Source organism: Chrysiogenia bacterium, from assembly GCA_020434085.1.
GTDB lineage: Bacteria > JAGRBM01 > JAGRBM01 > JAGRBM01 > JAGRBM01 > JAGRBM01.
Genome location: JAGRBM010000268.1, coordinates 1 through 1,813, shown reverse-complemented (window position 1 = coordinate 1,813; position 1,813 = coordinate 1). Strand labels below are relative to the sequence as shown.

3 protein-coding genes are annotated in these 1,813 nt (G+C 61.4%); all 3 read left to right on the top strand.

What is annotated here, in order from left to right; all coding sequences use genetic code 11:
- Nucleotides 1–319 (top strand): acyl-CoA carboxylase subunit beta (locus KDH09_09060; protein MCB0219829.1); only part of this gene is annotated, 319 nt, incomplete at its 5' end.
- Nucleotides 320–388: 69 nt separating this feature from the next.
- Nucleotides 389–784, top strand: coding sequence for a GxxExxY protein (locus tag KDH09_09055; protein ID MCB0219828.1), 396 nt, complete (start codon nucleotides 389–391; stop codon nucleotides 782–784).
- 161 nt (nucleotides 785–945) lie between these two features.
- Nucleotides 946–1,797 (top strand): DNA topoisomerase VI subunit B, encoded by an 852-nt coding sequence (locus KDH09_09050; protein MCB0219827.1) that lies wholly within the window; start codon nucleotides 946–948, stop codon nucleotides 1,795–1,797.
- The last annotated feature ends 16 nt before the right edge of the window (nucleotides 1,798–1,813 follow it).

Below are 1,813 nucleotides of genomic sequence, written 5' to 3'. Positions count from 1 at the left end.
CATGTGCGGCAAGGCCTACGAGCCCGACTACATCGTCGCCTGGCCCACGGCCGAGTGCGCGGTGATGGGCCCCGAAGGCATGGTGAGCATCTTCGCCCGCAAAATGCTCGAGACCGCGCCCGATCCCGCCGCCATGAAGGAACAGCTCGCCGGAAAAATTCGCGAGCAGATCGACCCCTTCATCCCCGCCGAGTTCGGCCTCATCGACGACGTCATCGACCCGCGCGAGACCCGGGAGATCGTCTGCAAGGCCCTCAAGCAAAGCGCCCACAAAACGGTGGAGCGCCCCTGGCGCAAGCACGGGGTTTATCCGGTGTAGGGGGGAGAGGTTGAACCGCCAAGGCGCCAAGGACGCCAAGGGAGTTGTGGCGTCGATCAACCACGAGGCATGTCCGTGAAAGAACCAAGTAAGGAACTCGATGAACTGGCCAATCGTACAATCGGCGCGGCCATCGAAGTGCATCGCGAATTGGGAGCGGGGTTTCTGGAAAGCGTTTATGAACAGGCGTTGGCGGTTGAATTAACTCGGGCGCAAATCCCATTTTCCACACAAATTGCCGTTCCGCTCCACTACAAGGGTGAGAAAATCGGAGCGGGTCGAATCGACCTGTTGATCGCGGGCCAGCTTGTTGTAGAGCTGAAAACAGTGAGTGTCCTGCTACCGGTTCACTCTGCGCAAGTCATGTCGTATCTGAAAGCCCTTGGTCAACCTCTTGGCCTCCTCCTGAACTTCAATGCCCCCCGCATGCGAGACGGGGTCAAGCGCGTCATTTTGAGTACCTGATACCCCCTTGGCGTTCTTGGCGCCTTGGCGGTTGATCCCGGGCCGTTTGCCTTCCGGCCCGTTTCCCGGCAAGGATGGGGCCATTCTCCACCTGGGTGAGGCTGGGTATCCGGAGCGTGGCTCTTTTTTGGGGCGCCGCCCGGTGATTGATGCAAGAGAACATGGCCAAAGCGAAATCGGCTCCCAAGAAAAAGACATCCTCGAAGACCGCCAAAAAGGCGGATGACCAGCTCGACCTGCTCGGCGGCGGCACCCCCAGGAGTGCGCCGAAGAAGGCTGCGCCCGCGAAGGCGAAGAAAGCGGCCGCAAAGCCCGCACCTGCCCCGAAGGAAGAGAAGCCTGCAAAGGCTCCGAAAAAATCGAAAGCTGCAAAGCCCGCCAAGGGTGAGCGCCGCAGCACGGCCGAGACCATGGCCGGCAAGCAGCGCGAGATCTCCGTCAGCGAGTTCTTTACCAAGAACCGCCACCTGCTGGGATTCGACAACCCGACCAAGGCGCTGCTGACCACCATCAAGGAAGCGGTCGACAACTCGCTCGACGCCTGCGAGGAAGCGGGCATTCTGCCCGACCTGCACGTCGAGATCCGCTCCACCGGCGAGAACCGCTACCGCGTGAAAGTGCGCGACAACGGCCCGGGCATCGTGAAGGCCCAGATCCCGAAGATCTTCGGCAAGCTGCTCTATGGATCGAAGTTCCACCGCCTCAAGCAGTCGCGCGGGCAGCAGGGCATCGGCATCTCGGCCGCGGGCATGTACGGCCACCTGACCACGGGCAAGCCGATCACGGCGATCTCCCGCACGGCCAAGGGGAAACCTGCCCACGCCTTCGACATCCGCATCAACACGCGCAGCAACGAGCCCGAGATTCTACGTGACGAAGAGGTCGAGTTCGACCTCGACCACGGCACCCAGGTGGAGATCGAACTCGAAGGCATCTACAAGCGCGGCAAGCGCAGCGTCGATGAGTATCTGCAGGCCACTCATCTACAAGCGCGGCAAGCGCAGCGTCGATGAGTATCTGCAGGCCACT

Bases quoted from the DNA above. Each gene is read 5' to 3' on its own strand.
- KDH09_09050 (MCB0219827.1), top strand. From the start codon at position 946: ATGGCCAAAGCGAAATCGGCTCCCAAGAAAAAGACATCCTCGAAGACC.
- KDH09_09055 (MCB0219828.1), top strand. From the start codon at position 389: ATGTCCGTGAAAGAACCAAGTAAGGAACTCGATGAACTGGCCAATCGT.